Origin of the sequence: Chitinophaga sp. (genome assembly GCF_036569185.1) — a bacterium.
Taxonomy (GTDB): Bacteria; Bacteroidota; Bacteroidia; order Chitinophagales; family Chitinophagaceae; genus Chitinophaga.
Window position 1 is genome coordinate 40,037 of sequence record NZ_DATCRD010000074.1, and the last position, 18,317, is coordinate 58,353.

The 18,317-nt window shown below is 47.7% G+C and carries 19 protein-coding genes; 10 read left to right on the forward strand and 9 right to left on the reverse strand.

The annotated features are described in order from the left end of the window. The first annotated feature begins 2 nt into the window (after nucleotides 1-2). The gene (locus VIM72_RS05550; RefSeq protein ID WP_332001875.1) at nucleotides 3-986 is read left to right on the forward strand and encodes a caspase family protein; all 984 of its coding nucleotides are present in this window, start codon (nucleotides 3-5) and stop codon (nucleotides 984-986) included. Further along, nucleotides 973-2,385, forward strand: coding sequence for a hypothetical protein (locus VIM72_RS05555; RefSeq protein ID WP_332001876.1), 1,413 nt, complete (start codon nucleotides 973-975; stop codon nucleotides 2,383-2,385). Before VIM72_RS05550 ends, VIM72_RS05555 begins: the two co-directional genes overlap by 14 nt. Here the strand turns inward: VIM72_RS05555 and VIM72_RS05560 are convergent. Continuing rightward, nucleotides 2,367-3,017 (reverse strand): hypothetical protein, encoded by a 651-nt coding sequence (locus tag VIM72_RS05560; RefSeq protein WP_332001877.1) that lies wholly within the window; start codon nucleotides 3,015-3,017, stop codon nucleotides 2,367-2,369. The two genes, VIM72_RS05555 and VIM72_RS05560, sit on opposite strands and share 19 nt — an antisense overlap. A 4-nt stretch (nucleotides 3,018-3,021) precedes the next feature. Then, nucleotides 3,022-3,522, reverse strand: coding sequence for a sigma-70 family RNA polymerase sigma factor (locus VIM72_RS05565; protein ID WP_332001878.1), 501 nt, complete (start codon nucleotides 3,520-3,522; stop codon nucleotides 3,022-3,024). Nucleotides 3,523-3,688: 166 nt separating this feature from the next. On the opposite strand from VIM72_RS05565, the gene VIM72_RS05570 reads away from it, so the two are divergent. After that, nucleotides 3,689-4,189, forward strand: a complete 501-nt coding sequence (locus VIM72_RS05570) for a DinB family protein (protein WP_332001879.1) — start codon at nucleotides 3,689-3,691, stop codon at nucleotides 4,187-4,189. Nucleotides 4,190-4,254: 65 nt separating this feature from the next. Here VIM72_RS05570 and VIM72_RS05575 read toward each other — a convergent pair whose 3' ends face one another. Beyond that, nucleotides 4,255-4,797, reverse strand: coding sequence for a hypothetical protein (locus tag VIM72_RS05575; RefSeq protein ID WP_332001880.1), 543 nt, complete (start codon nucleotides 4,795-4,797; stop codon nucleotides 4,255-4,257). 57 nt (nucleotides 4,798-4,854) lie between these two features. Then, nucleotides 4,855-5,580 carry a class I SAM-dependent methyltransferase gene (locus VIM72_RS05580; RefSeq protein ID WP_332001881.1) on the reverse strand — a complete coding sequence of 242 codons (726 nt, stop codon included), beginning with the start codon at nucleotides 5,578-5,580 and terminating at the stop codon, nucleotides 4,855-4,857. Nucleotides 5,581-5,711: 131 nt separating this feature from the next. Between VIM72_RS05580 and VIM72_RS05585 the strand changes: the two genes are divergently transcribed. Continuing rightward, nucleotides 5,712-6,896: a threonine aldolase family protein gene (locus tag VIM72_RS05585; RefSeq protein ID WP_332001882.1), complete on the forward strand. Its 1,185-nt coding sequence runs from the start codon at nucleotides 5,712-5,714 to the stop codon at nucleotides 6,894-6,896. 2 nt (nucleotides 6,897-6,898) lie between these two features. Here the strand turns inward: VIM72_RS05585 and VIM72_RS05590 are convergent, their stop codons facing one another. Further along, complete coding sequence (locus tag VIM72_RS05590; RefSeq protein ID WP_332001883.1) at nucleotides 6,899-7,249, reverse strand: helix-turn-helix domain-containing protein; 351 nt, start codon at nucleotides 7,247-7,249, stop codon at nucleotides 6,899-6,901. Nucleotides 7,250-7,333: 84 nt separating this feature from the next. Here VIM72_RS05590 and VIM72_RS05595 point away from each other — a divergent pair, with 84 nt between their 5' ends. After that, nucleotides 7,334-8,152 carry an SDR family oxidoreductase gene (locus tag VIM72_RS05595; RefSeq protein ID WP_332001884.1) on the forward strand — a complete coding sequence of 273 codons (819 nt, stop codon included), beginning with the start codon at nucleotides 7,334-7,336 and terminating at the stop codon, nucleotides 8,150-8,152. Here VIM72_RS05595 and VIM72_RS05600 read toward each other — a convergent pair. The 4 genes from VIM72_RS05600 to VIM72_RS05615 form a co-directional block, all read right to left on the reverse strand. Next, nucleotides 8,149-9,381: an RNA polymerase sigma factor gene (locus VIM72_RS05600; RefSeq protein WP_332001885.1), complete on the reverse strand. Its 1,233-nt coding sequence runs from the start codon at nucleotides 9,379-9,381 to the stop codon at nucleotides 8,149-8,151. The two genes, VIM72_RS05595 and VIM72_RS05600, sit on opposite strands and share 4 nt — an antisense overlap. 91 nt (nucleotides 9,382-9,472) lie before the next feature. Continuing rightward, nucleotides 9,473-9,802, reverse strand: a complete 330-nt coding sequence (locus VIM72_RS05605; RefSeq protein ID WP_332001886.1) for a YciI family protein — start codon at nucleotides 9,800-9,802, stop codon at nucleotides 9,473-9,475. A gap of 142 nt (nucleotides 9,803-9,944) precedes the next feature. Then, a complete protein-coding gene (locus tag VIM72_RS05610; RefSeq protein ID WP_332001887.1) occupies nucleotides 9,945-11,861 on the reverse strand; it encodes a GNAT family N-acetyltransferase in 1,917 nt (638 codons plus the stop codon). A 30-nt stretch (nucleotides 11,862-11,891) separates the two neighbouring features. Next, nucleotides 11,892-12,440, reverse strand: coding sequence for a GNAT family N-acetyltransferase (locus VIM72_RS05615; RefSeq protein ID WP_332001888.1), 549 nt, complete (start codon nucleotides 12,438-12,440; stop codon nucleotides 11,892-11,894). A 152-nt stretch (nucleotides 12,441-12,592) separates the two neighbouring features. On the opposite strand from VIM72_RS05615, the gene VIM72_RS05620 reads away from it, so the two are divergent. The 5 genes from VIM72_RS05620 to VIM72_RS05640 all read left to right on the forward strand — a co-directional run. Continuing rightward, nucleotides 12,593-13,612 carry a LacI family DNA-binding transcriptional regulator gene (locus tag VIM72_RS05620; RefSeq protein WP_332001889.1) on the forward strand — a complete coding sequence of 340 codons (1,020 nt, stop codon included), beginning with the start codon at nucleotides 12,593-12,595 and terminating at the stop codon, nucleotides 13,610-13,612. Between the two features lie 108 nt (nucleotides 13,613-13,720). Next, entirely contained in the window at nucleotides 13,721-14,860 is a 1,140-nt protein-coding gene (locus VIM72_RS05625; protein WP_422653325.1) for a glycoside hydrolase family 172 protein, read from the forward strand. Between the two features lie 10 nt (nucleotides 14,861-14,870). Beyond that, nucleotides 14,871-16,433 carry an aldehyde dehydrogenase (NADP(+)) gene (locus tag VIM72_RS05630; protein ID WP_332001891.1) on the forward strand — a complete coding sequence of 521 codons (1,563 nt, stop codon included), beginning with the start codon at nucleotides 14,871-14,873 and terminating at the stop codon, nucleotides 16,431-16,433. 9 nt (nucleotides 16,434-16,442) lie between these two features. After that, the gene (locus VIM72_RS05635; RefSeq protein ID WP_332001892.1) at nucleotides 16,443-17,225 is read left to right on the forward strand and encodes an SDR family oxidoreductase; all 783 of its coding nucleotides are present in this window, start codon (nucleotides 16,443-16,445) and stop codon (nucleotides 17,223-17,225) included. 21 nt (nucleotides 17,226-17,246) lie between these two features. Next, on the forward strand, nucleotides 17,247-18,317 hold a 1,071-nt coding region (locus tag VIM72_RS05640; RefSeq protein ID WP_332001893.1), incomplete at its 3' end, for a UxaA family hydrolase.

Sequence of the window (18,317 nt, forward strand, 5' to 3'; positions counted from 1 at the left end):
CCATGGAATATGCAATTATAGTAGGCATTGACCATTATGATAAAAGGGCACTCTCCGGGGCGGTAGCAGATGCGGAAGCGTTTGCAAAATTCCTCACCGATATGCATCTCGTTTCCAACCCGGACAACATCAAACTACTGAAATCCGACGCTAATAACCAGGTGGTGATTGGCTATGAAATTGATAATGCTATTGAAGCTTTCACCGAAAATGCAAAAGCACATAAAAACGAAACGAACCGCTTCTACTTCTATTTCTCAGGACATGGTATCGGCAATACCTTCAATAATACCGCACTCTGTATGCGGTTCTGGCCCAAAATGATCAACCATTGTATATCCAGCCTGGACTACCTCACGGGGCTCATCAATAAAGGCATCTTTGATGAAGTGCTGCTGTTCCTCGACTGCTGCCGGGAAAGCGATACTATTATAAAAGGGCTCCCTCCTATAGGCGACTGGCAAAATAAAGTAGGCGAACGGGTCCCCAAAGTACTGGTATGCAACTCCACCATTTACGGGAAGCTAAGCTATGAAGTTTCCATCGACTCCAACCAGAAAAGGGGCGCCTTTACTTCGTTTCTCATCGAAAGCCTGAAAGGAGATGCCGACATCAACAACAACGGCAGGATCACTGCGCTGGATCTGAAACAGCATATTGAAAGCAATTTCCCCACCTATGCGTTGAAATACAACAAGATCCAGAACGGTAGCGCTTCTACAGACAATGGCGGCGATAACATCGTGATCTGCGAGGTGAAAAAACTGGAAGAAGCCTACAACTTCGAGATCACTTTTAACCGCAATTCCAATGTAACCCTTTACAATAAAAATGCAGATAAGTTACGTACAGATAATGTAAGCATAGGAGATAAATGGCATTATAAGCTGGAAAAAGGAAATTATGTGTTACTGGACAATGTAAGTGGCGAACAAAAAACTATCATCAACTTCTCTGAAAATACAATGGGTTATGAACAATTCTGAAGATAAATTCCATATAACCGTAGCTTTCAACCAGCCGGTGGAAGGGCTGCACCTGGTACTTGTAAACGGCGACCTGCAGATCATTTACACTGGGTACACTTCCGGGCTGGATATGTTCGTGGAAAAAGCCATCTACCGCCTGAAGGTAACCCTGATCGATTATTACCAGGAATACCTGCTCATTGTAGATGAAGACAAAGCATTCCAGTTCGATATCGACTATCCCTCCGTGGCGCCCATATTATCATTCAAAGCCACCCACGAATACCTGAGCAAAAATCTTGAAACATTCAGTATCACTGCTACCAATAGCCTTACACCGGGCCGGCCCAACTTCCTGTTCTTTGGCGCCAAGTACGACCGGAACAGCTTTCCTGACCTGGTGCCTGTTACACTACTTGGCGGTTACTCCATACTCAGCAGCGCCAATGAAACGCTGGTTGAATTTGACGTTGCCAACACCCGGTTCAATAACGAAGAAGGCTGGTTTATCTTCTCCTGCAAACTGGACAACGGTTTGTATTTCCTGAAAGCAAACGGCACGGAAGATACCAGGATATTTCCCTTCTATATTTACGATCATTATCAAACCCAATTCATGATCCGCTATCATAACAAAGCGGATATGGAAAATTGTTTCTTCTTCTACTCCAACAAACAGTCGTTTCGCAGGGAGGCAGAGGAATACCTGGTGCTGGACAAAATCATGTACGCTTTTAAAGATTACAAAAATTTCCAGAAGCTCACCGATAACGATCACCTGATTATCCGGGAGCATCCTTTCCTGGTAACGCTGGTACGCGCCCTGCAAATACTCGCCACCGGGAAAAATACAGACTTTACGGAAAACGAATACCTTCCCATACCGGACCTGGAGCTACTGGCAGGCAACAAACAGCTTATTGAGCTCAATAACCTCCTTCCTATACTTTCCGCTGTGATGACGCAGTTTGCCGTTAACGAAAACAACGGCGGGATCAATTTTGAACAGGAACTGCTGGTCGATATGGTGATCGACTATGTTAAGTATGACCTTTACTGGAATAATTTTTCAAAGATAGATGCGCCTTACAGCAACCTTACCGGGTTTATGAACCGGCTGGATGAGCTCACAAGAACCTTTGTTACACATCCCTACATCGCCAATGTAAAAGGGAATTCCTACCAGGAGCGGCTCATCCAGGCTGTTAGCCAGCTTATTGCCACCAACCAGACAAAAGAAGCCATCAAACTGCTCACAAGAGCAGATAGTATTTCCACGATAGCCCAGCAGCTAAACTTACCTACCAGCCAGGTATTCCGGAACTTTGATACATACAATGATATTTATAATAAGATGAAGCCTACGCAACAGGAAGGTGATCTCCCGGCCGGAGATCATTATTCTTCCACCTTATAGCCCCTCACCTGGCCCAGCAACTCCATTGATCTGATAATAGGATCCCATTCCCGGCCGCCGAAAATTAGCCGGAACCATTTCTTATCCCTGTTTTCATAGCGGATATTAAAAAACAACCAGACAGCAAGGTAGACAAATGCCGCTGTTACCAGTAACTGGATCAGCACCGGCAGGATACCGGCATGTAGCAGCATAGCTGCATTGAGATAGAAGGTTGTCCACACCGGCAGCTGCAGAAAAAGCAACCTGGCTACCCAAAGTGTGGATGATCTCAACCGCGACAGCTTCTCCTGCGTAGCCAGCACCGGCTCACCTATATCCACCTGCTGCACCAGGATCAACTGGTAGAGATAAATGCCTATCGCCAGTTTGGTCAGTAATACCTGGATACCTGCCGACACCAGGAAAAAAGGGCTGGCAGTATGAAATAAACGAACAATCAGCAAATCTACAAAGGCCACCCAGCACAAGCCGATAATGATGGCAAAAATCTTTACAGGCTTCATAGACGACATAAATCGCTGCACTTTGATCCGGGTAATATCCGTTGCCAGTTCCCGGTTAAGTACGAGGGTTTCCTCCAGTTTCTGATCATAAGACTTCCAGAGATGGATCAATTCTTTGTCTTCCATTTTGCTACGTTTTGACGGACGAAAATTTCTGTTTTAGAATCCCTTTGATCCTTGCAATTTTAGTAGCCACATTAGTTTCAGACAACCCCATTATACTCCCGATCTCCCGGTAACTTTTCTCTTCCAGATACAGCAGCATCACGGCCTTGTCCAGCTCCCTGAGCTCTGCAATAAAACGTTGTAACAAGCCAATGTCCTCTGCTGTATCATCTTTTACATTAGTGTCTACTATATGCAGAATTTCTTCCGATAAGGGATTAGAAGCCTGCTTGCGACGGGTTCCTTTACGGTAAAATGAAATAGCAACATTCAGTGCAATACGATAAATCCAGGTAGAATACTTAGCCTCGCCGGTGTAGCTGCTAAATGACCTCCACAACTGAACAATGATTTCCTGGACAAGATCTTTCCTGTCCTCCGCCTCCTGGCAGTAAGAATGGGCTATCTTATAGATAATGCCTTTATTTGCCTGTAGAACAGCAAGAAATAGATCAGTTGGATTCATTCTTTGAATGCTATTTCCTAATTATTCGCATCAATGGTTAAAAAATCACAGGTGCTGGATTTTTTTTTTTGGGGGACAAGAGGATCCCCGAAGCCATATCATAAATATAGCTTTTTCGCCATTAACACCAAATCCCCTACATTTGCCGGAATCATCTTAAAAAAAAATGACCCGATCATTCAGAAAGGGCGCTATCGGCGCACTGCTCGATGAATACGAAAAAGCGCTCTCAGCACTGAAAGAAGTGATTAAAACAATACCCGATCACGCACTCACTGTTATCATCGATCCTGATACGGCCGATGACAACTGCCGTTCTGTTCAAACTATTCTGTCGCATGTGGTCAGTTCAGGATTTGGCTACGCTACCAGTATTCACAACCTCCACGGCCATCAGTTGGTAAGACCGGCCAAAGTATTTCACCTGAGCATTAGCGAATACATGGAAGACCTGGACCAGGTATTCATCTTCACAGAAAAAGTATTCAGCGCATTTAAAGATAATGAGCTGGAACAAACGGATGATGCGCTTAAAATAAAAGCAGGCTGGGGCCAGGTATACGACATAGAACAAATGGCGGAACACGCCATTGTGCATATACTCCGGCACAGGAGGCAAATTGAAAGAATTAAACTACAGCAGCTCGCGGATGCATTAAACCGGTGATTTCATTCCCTGCCGGCAGATCATCCGCATTTACCCGGGGAATTGATTGCCCGCGCTCATTTATCTTAAAATACGATTCCCACTATAAACAAACTTGCGTTCACCGACTTGTCACCAAACACAACACCCTGGTCTTCTTCCGATACCCTGTCGGGATACCGGTACTTATATCCGCGGTAAATATAGGAAGCAAATACGCCTATTTTGCTGAAGTGCCAGGCTACTCCGGCTCCCACGCCATAAAAGTATTTACCTGATTCATTGAATGTAACCGGTTCCTGCCCGTTTCCCGATGGCACGTCTGCCGTGCGGCTTACATTGTAACCATTCCGCCCGAATTGCCCTGCAACATATGGATCTATATGCCCGAAGCGATGTTTGATCTTCACATCCGCAAATACAGGGATCAATGTATGACCGTTATAGGAAGTGAGCTCTACACCGGGGCCCACACTGATAGTGTGATGCAACAAATCCACATTGGCAGTCACCCCGCCTCCGCCGCTGCCATCGTGGATCATGCCATAAGCATATCCATATAATAATTTCTCACGCTGCGCGAAAGTAAAAAGCGGTAAGCACAGTAAAAAGAGCAGTATATTTTTCATGATCATACGATATTCTATTCTTTTTTAACAACCAGCCGGGAGATATTGTTGCAGCGCCTATTTCTGCGCTATGATCACAAACCTGTCTTTCCGCACATCCAGGAAAGTATTCATGGCAAAATAATCCGACAACAAGGCCGATAACTGTGTGAAATCAAAGCGGTCGTATTCCTCAAACAGGTATGGCATGGAGCGGATATAAAACAGCAATGCACCTGCGTCATAAAATCTCATAAAGCCTGTATCTTCCTCCTGGTGGATAATATTAAAGGGTAGCGGCGCAAACTGCAGCAAGGCATAGTCGATATTCCAGTGCAGGAATTCTTCATTGGCCTTTACCTTCAGTACCTCTGCTATAGAAAGGTCGCTTCTGCCATCTACCTGCTGGGTAATAAAATACCCGCCGGGTTTGAGGATGCGATATACTTCTTTCAGATCATAACTCTCATGACGATCGATCACCAGGTCAAAATAATTATCATCGAAAGGCAGGTTATCATCTGTATAATCGTGAACAAGCGTTCCACCGAATGAGCGCAGCTTTTTTTGCGCCAGCTCCACGTTGGGAAGGTATCCTTCGGTAGCGTATATACGAAGTTGCTCCTTATCCGGCAACAGGCTTAAAAACTCGCCACCACCGGTACCCAGGTCAAGAAGGGTGCAGCCCGGTTTCAGGTAACGGCCAATCATTATAAAATAGTTCCAGGGTAAAGGGCTTTCCATCATCCTGCCGGTATTGGTGAGATAACTGAAATCCCACCCCGTTGCTTTTTCTTCCTGCATACATCTTTTTTTAAAGTTACATAACTATGTGATGCCACAAAAAAGATACCTGATCACAATGAAAAGGGATGCTCTCCGTTTATTATATTTACCGGGCAGACCCATAAATATCTTTCAAAAAAAATACTACTATGACCTATATTCAACGCAGGCATTTTCTGAAAGCAGCCTCCCTCAGTGCGTTGGCAGGCGCCCTTCCATGGGCATCAAAAGCGGCACCACGGCGCAACAATGTAAATCCTGAAAAAGACAGCGAAAGGGTTTATTTTATCAACGACGGTATCTTCTACAAACCGGTGGATTATATTGAACAGCTTCAACTTATCCAGCAACAACACGCTATCACAAGAGATTTTTACGGCAGCGATGGTACCATGAAAGAGCTGCTGGACAAATGCTGTGAAATAACCGGCAAAGAAGCCGCTATATATATGCCTTCCGGCACACTGGCCAACCAGCTGGCATTACAGGTGCTTTCAGGCGATCATCCCAAAGTGATAGTACAGGAAAGCAGCCACGTTTACCGCGATGAAGCCGATGCAGCGCAAACCATCTTTAACAAGCGGCTGATCCCATTGGGAAAAGACAAAGCTGCATTTACCTTGGAAGAGCTGAAGCAGGCCATCAGCTGGCATAAAACAGAAGAAGCATTTGAAGCACCCATCGGCGCGTTATCTATAGAAACGCCGGTAAGAAGATGCTCCAATAGTTTTTTTCCTTTGGAAGATATCAACGCTATTACCGCCTATTGCCGGGAGCTGGGCATCAAAACCCACCTGGATGGAGCGCGGTTGCATATTTCCGCTGCATTTACCGGTACTAAAGTAATCGACTATACGAAAAACTTTGACACTGTTTACCTTTGCCTGTATAAATACCTGGGTGCACAGGGCGGCGCTGTTCTTTGTGGTGAAAAGAAAGTGATCGATAAAATGCCACACCTGCTGAAAGTGCATGGAGGCGGCATTTTTACAAACTGGGGGAATGCTGCTATGGCACTGCACCACTTACAGGATATTGACAAAGTGCTGGAGGAATCTATCCGGAAATCCAATGCACTCTTTAAAGAACTGAACAAGATCAGCGGGATAAAAATAAGCCCGAGGGAAAGAGGCACCAATATTTTTGACCTGTACTTCGATCAACAGATCGACACCGTAAAAACCGCAAAATGGCTGCGGGAAGAGAAAGGGATCATCGTGGGCCAGCCACAGTCGTACGGCGCTTCGCGTATGACCGTCAACCCGACCATCCTGAGAAGGGATAATGCCGCCATTACAGACGCCTTTTCAAAAGCGCTGCGCCACGGCAGCTGACATTATTTTTTTGACCGGATCTTATGCTTATGCTGTTGTCCCCACAGGATCATTGCCTGTATCACCGGTCCCAGTGTTTTGCAGTAATCATTGGAAGTATACTCCACCAGTGCAGGTGATTCATCATATACTGTACGCACAACCAGGTTGTTCAGCTCCAGGTCTTTCAACACGCGGGATAGCATACGCGTGGTGATACCCGGTATGCTGCGCTCTATTTCCCGGAAACGCCTATTTCCGTTGCAGATGGAGTTGATAACAGGTAAGGTCCATTTACCACCTACCACGTAAATGGTATCCTGTAATGCTTTTAATTCTGCCTGCTGATTTCTTGGTGTGGCTGCTTTTTCCATACTATTAATTTTGGTATACTCTGTGATACTGGTAACAAAGTTATACCAATGTGCCCATACTTTTGTATCGTAAATAATAAAACGATGAACAAAACAATTTTTATTACGGGCACCAGTTCAGGACTTGGCAAAGCAAGCGCCCGCTATTTTGCAGAACAGGGGTGGAATGTAGCTGCCACTATGCGCAACCCGGAAAAAGAAACGGAGCTGTTGCAATATCCTAACATTAAAATATTCCGGCTGGATGTAACCAACCTGGGGGAAGTGCAGCAGGCCACACAGGATGCCATTCAGGCATTCGGAAAAATTGATGTGGTGATCAACAATGCCGGTATGGGCGTTTACGGGGCGCTGGAACTGGCAAAAGAAGAAGATATAGACCGGCAGTTTGCGGTGAACACAAGGGGGCCTATTAATGTTATCCGGGCGTTCCTTCCGCATTTCCGCAGCATGGGCGGAGGTATGTTCATTAATGTAAGTTCCTTTATGGGCATCACTACCGCAGCGCCGCTGGGATCGCTGTATAACATGTCGAAGTTTGCGCTGGAAGGGTTTACAGAAGGATTATACTATGAACTGAAACCACTTAATATTGAACTGCGGCTCATTGAACAGGGCGGTACAATGGATACCAATTTTATAGAGAACGTTACCTGGAATAAAAATCCGGATATCACCGTATACGACGAACTGACCAGGAAATTGCAGCACCTGTTTGAAACGGCAGATGCCAGTATGAAAGACGACCGGATGGTTATTGTAAAAGTACTGTACGACCTGGCTACCCGGAAAAGCAACCAATTCCGTACGGTTATTGGCAATACAGGCAACCACCTGATGGCGCTGAGAAACTCGGTACCTATAGAAACGTACCTGGAACAAATGTCGCAGCAATTTCATTAAAACAGCAAATCCAACTTGTGCCGGATAGTTCGTTTATCCGTTTCCGTTTTAGCGAGTAATAATGCTTTCTGAAGATGGGAAACGGCAAGGGGCTGATCAATGCCGGTATACAATTCACCGAGGAGCACAAAATAATAATGGTTATCGGTCAGCTGCAGCTTCTCCGCTTCTGCTATGGCGGCTTCCTTTCCATTGGCTTTCGACAGGGCATAGGTCCTGTTCAGCGCTGCCACCGGCGAATAACTGATCTGCAGCAAACGGTTATACAGTTGCAGGATATTCTCCCACTTTTCCGGCGTGTCCTGCTTCTGTGTATTCCAGTAAGCAATGGTGGCTTCCAGGTGGTACCGCGATACTTTTTTCCCGTCGCCGGAAGCTTCATGCAGGAACCAGGCGCCTTTGGCGATCAGCGTTTCATTCCATAGTGATTCATCCTGGTCCTGGTATAGGATAATTTCGCCGTTCTCATTCTTACGGGCTTCAAAGCGCGAGGCATGAAAACACATCAGGGCAAACAATGCTTTTACTTCCGGCGTATTGGTGGCCGTATTTTCGAGCAACAGGTAAGTGAGCCGCATGGCTTCCAGGCATAAGTCTTCCCGCAGCACGGCATCCTGGCTTTCCGAATAATACCCTTCATTAAAAAGCAGGTACAGGGTAGTAAGCACGCTGTCCAGCCGTTTGGGGATCTCTGTTTCCGGTGGAAATGCGATCTCCACTTTTTCTTCCCGCAATTTTTCTTTCGCGCGGAACAGGCGTTTATTGATAACTTCCTTGTTGGTTAAAAAAGCATTGGCAATTTCTGTGATCCCAAAACCGCAGAGGATACGAAGTGCAAGCCCTACCTGCGCTTCTTCGGAAATACAGGGATGGCAGATAGCAAAGATCATCTGCAACTGGCTGTCGGTAATATTTTCTTCCGATAAATCAATCTCCGGCACTGCTGTTTCTGTGGCTGTATTTTTTATCTGCACCGCAATTTTTTCTGCAAACAACCTGTTCCGCTGGAAATAATTCTTCGCTTTGTTTTTGGCCACGAGATACAACCAGGCGGTTGGATTTTCCGGAACGCCTTTATAGGGCCAGGTTTCCATGGCAGAGAGAAAGGTTTCAGCGGCAATGTCTTCCGCTACTTCCATATGTGCAATGCCAAAAGCCTTGCAAAGTACGGCCGTTATTTTCCGGAACTCTGTCCGGAACAGGTGCGGTATTAAGCCGGGTTGTTCCATACAAAACAGGAGGGGTATCAAAAGTAATGAAGCGGAAATGCGCTCCGGATGGAATTGGGCAAAATTACTTTTGATGCCCCTCTGTATAATTTTAATGACGGTCCACCTTCCTTACTTCCACAGTATTGCCATCGCCCTGTAATACCGGGCTTCCTTTTGCAAACTCCACCGCTTCTTCCACTGAAGCAGCTTTCACAATAATATACCCGCCGATGGTTTCTTTGATTTCGCCGAAAGGCCCGTTGGTCACTACGTTATTGTGGTGCACCACCCTGCTGTCGGCAAACGGTAAGCCATTTCCTTCCACGAATTTGTTCTGCGCGGCAATCCCGCCGATCCAGTCCATTGTTTGTTTCATCCAAACCTGGATTTGCTCCGGGGAGGCTACTTTATTGCCATCCTCGTGTCTGAAAATCAACATAAACTCTTCCATCTTTTTAAGTTTTAAGTGTGATAATATACCTTATAACAAATGGAATGGCAGCAATTGGACATGCCTGCCCAAATATAATTAATAAAAGAACTGTGGTGGAATATGGTTCAAGTTGCTTTAACGGAGATGGCTATTGGCCGGGATTTCCCAGTCGGTAAACGCGGAAACCATCGTCGAATGATGCACCGGTTTCCGTTCTTATGGCTTGGGCGGCCCGGCGGATCCGCTCCTTTCCTATTTCACAAATATTTTTATAGCCTGCATGCCAGGCTTCGCTTTCTTCATCTGTAGGCTGAGGTTCCTGCACCAGGATAAATTTCCGCTGTTTACCGCTGAGCGCTGCTACCGAATACACGGCATGTGCGGTGGTGGCTGATCCTGAAAAGAAATCCAGCACTATATCGCCTTCGTCTGTAGCCAGGTCAATTAATTCGCTGAGCAGGGATACCGGTTTTGAATATTCAAATATTTTCTCCCCGAACAATTTGCTTATATCTTTTTTGGCATTATCGTTTGAGAAGCGGTTATCGATAAGATCAAGGCTGGAGAAGGCTTTTGTTCTTTCCCTCATCTCCACGGAATATTGGTCCCCTGCACGGGAAATGGTAGCTTTCTCGTATGTTTTGGTATAGATCCGGTAACCATTCCTGGATTGTTTCAGCACTACAAAGCCGTTCTTCCGTCCAAATTCATACAAGTCTTTACTCCATCTCCAGCAGAAATCACTTTTAGGATTGCGTTGCTGTCTTTTGAGCATTTCCTCCCGGGTGGCATTGCCGGGCCGCAGCACCTGTCCTTCTATTTCAATTTCATAATCCATGGAAGGGGAATATTGGATAGAGCTGTAATCCAGGGGCTGGTTTAATTTATACCGGCCTCTTTCCGCCTCATACTCATCAGAATGAATATATCCTGCGGCATCAAAGCGCGAGGTATTAAAACGGGCGGAAGGCGACCGGCGGTAGCATAATACATAATCATTGTTCCTGGCGATCATGCTGGTAGATTTACCGGCTTTTTTGGTGATGCGTGGCAGGCAACTTACAAAGTTCATCTCTCCGAAAATCTCATCACAGATCTTCCTGAGATTAGGCAGTTCACGGTCATCAATGGAAATAAAGAGGATACCGTCTTCACGCAATAAAGTACCAGCCAGCTTCAGGCGGGGGTACATCATAGACAGCCAGCTGGCGTGATACCTGCCACTGGCTTCGGGATCCGGCATAGCTTCATCCTGCTCAATGAGCATATGATAGCTGGCGCTGCTTTGCCTGAAATTATCGTGGTATACAAATTTCCGCCCGGTATTATAAGGAGGGTCGATATAAATCATTTTGATGCTGCCGGTATATTGCTGATGCAGCAGTTTCAGCACTTCAAGATTATCTCCTTCAATATAAATATTTTCTGTACTGTCAAAATTCACTGCATCTGTTTTCACGGGATGCAGGACCTGTGTGGCCGGCGAGCTGGCGGCCGCCATAGCGGCGCGTTTTCCCGGCCATTCAAAAAGATATCTTTCTTTTGCTCCGTCCACCACATGATGTTTCTGTATCCAGTCGGCTTTCTGCAACACCATATTATAGGTATTCCATACCGCTTCGCCTACTTTGGTAGTGCCTGCCATATCCGGGTTGATCCTAAATCCCAGTTGGGTGTAACAGGCCACGGCATTGTGGTTCCATTCGAATACGTTCAGATCAACCGCCGTATGCTCCGTTGTGCTGAATAAACGGTTCACCATTTCCTTTACCACCTGCTTGCCCAGGCCCTTGTTGCGCATGCTTTTTTCCCCGATCAGGATACGCGACAGGCGGGGCATCTCTTTTTCGAAATTCAGTTCGCAATGCCCGATCACCTGGCCCGTTTCCAGCAGGCGGATCTTAAAAGGTTGCTTCTTTGTTTGCTGCAGGTAAGCACTCAGCTGTGCATGGGTTAATGGGTAAGTAAACAACGGGCCGGCAAACTGGACCAGTGCTTCTTCATTGTCGACCCACGAAATAAAACGGTCAAAATCCGCGGCAGTAAATCTTTCCAGCTGTATCATACTGTTAAAAGTAGCCCATTGCCACTGAAATTACAAATGCTCCGTTGGGGGGACTATTTTATACAAGATATGCCGGAGCAGAGGACTGTTATCCGGAACGAGCGGATGATCAAAGTAACCTGTTTTCTGCATGCCTGCTTTGATCATTACCTGTTCCGAACGTTTGTTGATCACTGCGGTGAATGAATAAATTTCCGGGAAATGAAAGGTAGCAAATCCGTACTCCAGGCAACGGATAGCCCCTTCAGTAGCAAATCCCTGTCCCCAGGCGTCGTGTTGCAGTCGCCAGCCTATTTCCGTACAGGGAGTAAATGAGGCTTCAAATGAGGGGGTGGAAAATCCAATGAAACCTATAAAGGATTGCCTATCCAACCGGTCTACAGCATATAAGCCATATCCTTTTTCCGCAAAATGTTTTTTTATGCGGATGATCATTTCTTCCGATTGTTGGTTTGACAGGGTGCCTGGAAAAAACTCCATTACTCTGGGATCGCGGCACATTTCACAAAAAGGAGGTGTGTCTTCATTTTCCCAGTACCTGAATCCCAGGCGTGCGGAGGTAAATATGTAGCTACTCATTGTCAATGCCTTATTACGTTATCCGGACAAATGTCCGTATTTCCTTTGGATATGCGGGAATACCATAATCTTTTCGACCCTCTTTCTTCCTATCTGAAAAAATTTCTTCCAAAAAACTTGCAAACTTAAACGTTTAAGCATATTTTTAAAAGATGAAGAAAGTCTCGCTGAAAGATATCGCTACCGAAGCAGGTGTATCCACTGCGCTGGTATCTTATGTGCTGACCAACAAGGATAAGAAAGCCCGTGTCGGGGAAGGCATGGCAAAAAAGATCCGCGAAATTGCGCGGAAGCTGAATTACCAGCCCAATCACATTGCCCGCAGCCTGAAAAGCGGCAGGTCGTTCACCATTGGCCTGATCGTGGCGGATATTTCCAATCCTTTCTTTGCCAATATTGCACGTACCATTGAAGACGAAGCCAAAAAAAACAATTACAACGTGATCTTTGGCAGTTCGGATGAAAACGTGGATAAGTCGCAGGACCTGATCAATGTGCTGGTAAACCGGCAGGTCGATGGCCTGATCATCACACCTACAGAAGGATCTGAGCAGCAGCTGCAGCAACTGAAGGAACAGAAGATCCCGTTTGTGCTGATCGACCGGTTCTTTCCCGGCATTGCAGCCAGCTATATTGCGGTTAACAACCGGGAATCCGCAGCCGGCGCCGTATCGCATCTTATTAAGGCCGGCAGGAAACGGATTGGCATGGTTGCGTATAAAACCACCCTGCATCATATCAGCGAGCGGATTGGCGGTTACCAGGATGCATTACAACAACATAAAATAAAGGCCAGTAATAGTTGGCTGAAGAAAGCAAGATACTCGCATCTGAAAGAAGATATACAGCTGGCTATTGACCAGCTGCTGAAAGGGAAACAGCCGGCAGATGCCATCTTTTTTGCCACCAACAGCCTGGCCATAGAGGGACTGAAATATATTAACACACTTGGCATACGCATACCGGATGAACTGGCAGTGATCACATTTGACGAAGGAGAAGCGCTGGACCTGTTTTATGCGCCTGTAACATTTGTAAGGCAGCCGATCCTTGAAATAGGAAAAGCAGCAGTACGCGTGTTGCTGGAACAGATTGCAGATGATACTTCCGCCACTACGGCCATTAGTATCGATACCACGCTGGTAATAAGGAAATCCTGTGGAAGCCGGTGATCTTTAAAGCACGTATGAAAATGATCCTTTAAAACATATCATTTTGCTTAAACGATAAAGCAATATTCAGCAAAACCCGTAAACCTAATCATTTAATATTCACGTATGATGAAAAAACTATTGCGCCTTTCTTTGTTTGCGCTCTTCACATGGACCGCTGCCAGCGCCCAGCAACCCTTTAACGGCCTGGAAATGAACATGGGAAATCTGTACCGTTTATCTGATGCAAAAACCCGTTCTATCAGCCCGGAAAACTTTACCGGCGAGCCTGGCAAAGGCGGCATGGCCACCCTGGAACAGGGCAATGCCCGCGGCGCCGCCAGGGAACTGGGACAGGGATGGAAAGTAAATCCCTATATTCATATTGAACCGGGAAAAACCGTTACCCTCGCTGAAATAACAGGCCCTGGCGCCATCCAGCATATATGGATGACTCCCACCGGCAACTGGCGCTATTCCATTATCCGTTTTTACTGGGACGATGAAACCACTCCATCCGTAGAAGTGCCGGTAGGCGATTTCTTCGGCATGGGCTGGGGCGAATATGCACCGCTCAACTCACTGGCGGTATGCGTAAACCCCGGCAGCGCCTTTAACTGCTACTGGGCTATGCCTTTCCGGAAGAAATGCCGCATCACCATGGAAAATATCAATACAGAAAGAATGACGCTGTACTACCAGGTAGATTATACACTTACCAACGTACCGGAGGATGCGGGCTATTTCCACGCGCAGTTCCGCCGCAACAATCCCGTGAAAGATGCCAGCTTTACCATGATCGACGGTGTAAAAGGAAAAGGCCAGTACGTGGGCACCTACATTGCCTGGGGCGTTAACAACAACGGCTGGTGGGGAGAAGGAGAAATAAAATTCTTTATGGATGGCGATAAACAATATCCTACCATTTGCGGCACCGGTACAGAAGATTATTTCTGCGGCTCCTATAACTTCGATAACAAAGGGCGGTATCAGGAATTCTGCACGCCGTATTCAGGGCTGGCGCAGGTAATACGCCCCGATGGCCTGTACAAATCGCAGCAACGGTTTGGCTTATACCGCTGGCATATCATGGATCCCATACGTTTTGAAAAAGAACTGAAGATCACTATACAGGACCTGGGCTGGCGCAGCGGCGGGCGTTATCTTCCGCAACAGTCTGATATCAGCAGCGTAGTATACTGGTACCAGCGCGAACCACATGCCCCATTCCCCAAACTGCCGGCTATGAACGACCTGGAAGTAAACTAATCATAATAATATGAACAGAACATCATTGACAGGATTGCAGATGATAGGCAACAATTTCTCCGGTGAAGGCGACCATACCTTCCGGGCGTTCGCACCCCTGCAGCAGCAATGGCTGCCGCAGGAATTCAGGGAAGCTACTACCGGCGAAATTGATTCGGCTTTACACCTGGCCGCACAGGCTTTTAACGTTTATAAAAAAACAACCCCGGAGCAAAGAGCCGCTTTCCTGCATGCTATTGCAGAGGAAATAATTTCCCTGGGAGATGAATTGATCAACACCGCCTCCGCGGAAAGCGGGCTCCCGTTACCGAGGCTACAGGGAGAAAGGGACCGCACCACCGGGCAGCTCCGGCTGTTTGCAGCCACTATCACGGAAGGCTCATGGGTAAATGCGCGGATCACCACGCCCACGCCGGACCTGCGGCAAATGCAGATACCCATAGGCGTTACCGGCATTTTTGGCGCAAGTAATTTTCCGCTGGCATTTTCCGTAGCCGGCGGAGATACTACCGCTGCACTGGCCGCCGGTTGTACTGTTGTATTTAAAGCGCATCCGGCGCATCCGCATACTTCCCACTTAACTGCCACGGCTATACGTAAAGCTGTTTTACGCACCGGTATGCCCGATGGAGTGTTCTCGCTGGTACACGGCACCTCCCATGAAACGGGGCAGTACCTGGCCGCGCATCCGCTGGTATCGGCCATTGCCTTTACCGGCTCCTTTAAAGGCGGCAAGGTACTATATGAAACGGCTACACGAAGACCGGTTCCTATTCCCGTGTATGCAGAAATGGGCAGTGTAAACCCCGTATTCTTTCTTCCGGGTATTTTACGGGAGAAGGGACCGGCGCTGGCTACCCAGTTTCTTCAGTCGGTTACCCTGGGCACCGGGCAGTTCTGTACCAACCCCGGGTTATTCATTACCACGGCAGGCAATCCTACCGATGCTTTTATAGATGCGCTCCGGCAAGGCATCAGCACGCTGCCCAACGGCTACATGCTCACGCCTGGCATACTGGAAGCCTATCATAATGGCATTGCCGCATTACGTGCGCAGGGAGTACAAATACTCGGAGAAGCCGGCACTGCGCCACAACAGGCTACCCCCAGTTTATTACAGGTAACGGCTGCACAGGCCCTGGAAAACCCCTCCCTCTGTCATGAGGTATTTGGCCCTTCTTCCCTGCACATCCATGCGGGCAGCATAGAAGAAATATATACCGTGGCGCAGCGCCTGGAAGGTCAGCTCACCGCCACTATCCATGGTACAGAAGAAGAACTGAGGGAGCACAGCGCTTTGATTGATATACTCCGGGAAAAAGCCGGCAGGATCATCATCAATGGTTTTCCTACAGGCGTTGCCGTTAGTCATGCTATGGTGCACGGCGGCCCCTGGCCGGCTACTACCCCTGCCGCCGGCACTTCCGTAGGTACTGCTGCCATTTACCGCTTCTGCCGCCCTGTATGCTACCAGGACTTCCCCTCCTACCTGCTGCCTCCTGAACTACAGGATGAAAATCCCATGAAGATATGGCGGCAGGTGAATGGCGATATTTCAAAAAACTCCCTCTAAATATTACGTATGGACCTGGGTTTAAAAGATAAGATCATCATCGTAACCGGCGGCGCCAAAGGCATTGGCGCCGCCATCAGCAGCGTACTGGCGCAGGAAGGCGCTATTCCTGTTATTGTTGGCAGAAGTGAAGCAGATAACCGGCGGCACCTGGAGCAAATACAGCAGGCCGGTGGCAAAGGCGCACAGGTGACAGCCGAGCTTACTGATCCGCATGCCTGCGAAAAGGCAGTAGCGGTCGTAGCGGCGGAATTCGGGCGTATAGACGGCCTCGTGAACAATGCCGGCATTAATGATGGCGTTGGACTGGAAAAAGGAAGCTACGAGGCTTTTATGCAATCACTGCACCGTAACCTGGTACATTATTACCTGGTAGCGCATCATGCCCTTCCCTACCTGAAAACATCCAAAGGAGCTATTGTAAATATCACCTCCAAAACCGCGGAAACCGGGCAGGGAAATACTTCCGCCTACGCGGCTGCCAATGGCGGCCGCAATGCCCTTACCCGGGAATGGGCAGTGGAACTGCTTCCTTTCAGCATCCGCGTAAATGCCATTGTGGTAGCGGAATCATGGACGCCTTTATATGAAAGCTGGATCAACACCTTCCCCGATAAGGAAGCGAAACTGGCCAGCATCGTGGAACGTATTCCACTGGAAAAACGCATGACCGCCCCCGAAGAAATTGCCCAGATGACCGCATTCCTCCTGTCGGTGAAATCAAGCCATACTACAGGACAACTCATTCATGTGGATGGTGGCTATGTGCATCTGGACAGGGCCCTGGTGTAAACTCATTTTATTTAAACAATAATGAAACAAAGCATCTTACAGATCCATCCGGGAGATAACGTTTGGGTAGCGCTGCAAAATATTGCCGCCGGTACTGCGGTGACCAATGGGCAACAAACGGTAACGGCTATACGTGATATTGCCGCCAAGCATAAAATAGCGGTACGCCTTATTCCCAAAGATAGCCCCGTGATTATGTACGGCGTACTGGTAGGACTGGCCAATGAAGATATTCCTGCCGGGGAACTTATCACCACTAAAAATATACGCCACGCTTCGGGGCAGTTCAGCGTGAGCGGGGAACGGCATGCTGAATGGACGCCGCCGGATACATCTCCCTGGAAAAACCGCACCTTCATGGGCTATCACCGCAAAGACGGACGGGTAGGCACCGGTAACTACTGGGTCATTATTCCGCTGGTGTTCTGCGAAAACCGTAACGTGCAGCTGTTGCATGAAATGCTGGTAAAGGAACTGGGCTACCGGGAACCTTCGCCGTATGAAGCCATGCTGCAACAACTGCTGCAGGATTTCCGGCAGGGCAACGCAACCGGCCACGCTGCTGCCACTGCTACGCTTACACTTCCCACCCGAGCCTTTCCAAACATTGACGGCATTAAACTGCTCACACATACCATGGGCTGCGGTGGCACCAAAGACGATGCCCGCACGCTTTGTGGCTTACTGGCAGGTTATATTACACATCCCAACGTGGCTGGCGCAACAGTACTAAGCCTGGGATGCCAGAACGCACAGATCAGTATCCTCAAAGAAGAAATTGAAAAAAGGTCACCGGGCTTTGACAGAACAGTGATCTACCTGGAACAGCAACAGGAAGGCTCGGAGAAAACGCTGATGACCAAAGCCCTTCAACAAACATTTGAGGGATTAGCCTATGCCAACCAATGGCAACGGCAACCCGCTCCTCTCAGCAAATTATGCCTTGGCATGGAATGCGGCGGCTCCGATGGCTTCTCCGGTATCTCCGCCAATCCCGCTGTTGGTAAAGTGGCCGATATACTGGTAGCACTGGGCGGTTCCGTAATACTATCAGAATTCCCGGAACTATGCGGCGTAGAACAGGAACTGAGC

Coding starts and splice junctions, on each gene's coding strand:
- VIM72_RS05550 (WP_332001875.1), top strand. CDS start 3: ATGGAATATGCAATTATAGTAGGCATTGACCATTATGATAAAAGGGCA.
- VIM72_RS05555 (WP_332001876.1), top strand. CDS start 973: ATGAACAATTCTGAAGATAAATTCCATATAACCGTAGCTTTCAACCAG.
- VIM72_RS05560 (WP_332001877.1), bottom strand. CDS start 3,017: ATGGAAGACAAAGAATTGATCCATCTCTGGAAGTCTTATGATCAGAAA.
- VIM72_RS05565 (WP_332001878.1), bottom strand. CDS start 3,522: ATGAATCCAACTGATCTATTTCTTGCTGTTCTACAGGCAAATAAAGGC.
- VIM72_RS05570 (WP_332001879.1), top strand. CDS start 3,689: ATGACCCGATCATTCAGAAAGGGCGCTATCGGCGCACTGCTCGATGAA.
- VIM72_RS05575 (WP_332001880.1), bottom strand. CDS start 4,797: ATGAAAAATATACTGCTCTTTTTACTGTGCTTACCGCTTTTTACTTTC.
- VIM72_RS05580 (WP_332001881.1), bottom strand. CDS start 5,580: ATGCAGGAAGAAAAAGCAACGGGGTGGGATTTCAGTTATCTCACCAAT.
- VIM72_RS05585 (WP_332001882.1), top strand. CDS start 5,712: ATGACCTATATTCAACGCAGGCATTTTCTGAAAGCAGCCTCCCTCAGT.
- VIM72_RS05590 (WP_332001883.1), bottom strand. CDS start 7,249: ATGGAAAAAGCAGCCACACCAAGAAATCAGCAGGCAGAATTAAAAGCA.
- VIM72_RS05595 (WP_332001884.1), top strand. CDS start 7,334: ATGAACAAAACAATTTTTATTACGGGCACCAGTTCAGGACTTGGCAAA.
- VIM72_RS05600 (WP_332001885.1), bottom strand. CDS start 9,381: ATGGAACAACCCGGCTTAATACCGCACCTGTTCCGGACAGAGTTCCGG.
- VIM72_RS05605 (WP_332001886.1), bottom strand. CDS start 9,802: ATGTTGATTTTCAGACACGAGGATGGCAATAAAGTAGCCTCCCCGGAG.
- VIM72_RS05610 (WP_332001887.1), bottom strand. CDS start 11,861: ATGATACAGCTGGAAAGATTTACTGCCGCGGATTTTGACCGTTTTATT.
- VIM72_RS05615 (WP_332001888.1), bottom strand. CDS start 12,440: ATGAGTAGCTACATATTTACCTCCGCACGCCTGGGATTCAGGTACTGG.
- VIM72_RS05620 (WP_332001889.1), top strand. CDS start 12,593: ATGAAGAAAGTCTCGCTGAAAGATATCGCTACCGAAGCAGGTGTATCC.
- VIM72_RS05625 (WP_422653325.1), top strand. CDS start 13,721: ATGAAAAAACTATTGCGCCTTTCTTTGTTTGCGCTCTTCACATGGACC.
- VIM72_RS05630 (WP_332001891.1), top strand. CDS start 14,871: ATGAACAGAACATCATTGACAGGATTGCAGATGATAGGCAACAATTTC.
- VIM72_RS05635 (WP_332001892.1), top strand. CDS start 16,443: ATGGACCTGGGTTTAAAAGATAAGATCATCATCGTAACCGGCGGCGCC.